1 protein-coding gene is annotated in these 515 nt (G+C 35.0%); it reads left to right on the forward strand.

Annotated features, from left to right (window positions below):
* Positions 1–515: NUMOD4 domain-containing protein (locus ACFFUV_RS23905; protein WP_390198514.1), on the forward strand; the 515-nt coding region annotated here is incomplete at its 5' end.

A 515-nucleotide genomic window follows, 5' to 3' on the forward strand; every position in this document is an offset into this window, starting at 1 on the left:
TATATTTGCATAATAAAATTAGTAGTATGGAAATTTGGAAAGAAATAAAAGACTATGAGGGGTTATATGAGGTAAGCAATTACGGGCGTATAAAGTCATTAGATAGCAATATAATTTTGACGCCTTGTAAACCCGCAACGTCCGGTTTATCTGTTACCTTATCAAAAAACAGAGTAAACACGAAGTTTCAAGTTAGCCGATTAGTTGCGGCGGCTTTTATTCCTAACCCGGACAACAAACCATACGTTGACCATATAGACGGGGTTAAGTATCATAATTTTGCAGACAATTTGCGTTGGTGTACACAAAAGGAAAATATGAACTATAAACCCGCAAGGCGAAATAAGATTAAATATAATTGCCAAATAGTCGGATATGGAGCGGACGGAAAAGAATGTGTTCGTTTTGATAATTATATAGATGCGGAAAAACGGGGTATGTATAGGCATTTGATAAAAAAGAGTGTTGATACCGGGAAACCATATAAGGGAATTTTGTATAAAGAAGAAAAATAA

The sequence above is a fragment of the Vibrio olivae genome, assembly GCF_042428525.1.
In the GTDB taxonomy this organism is placed as follows: Bacteria; Pseudomonadota; Gammaproteobacteria; order Enterobacterales; family Vibrionaceae; genus Vibrio; species Vibrio olivae.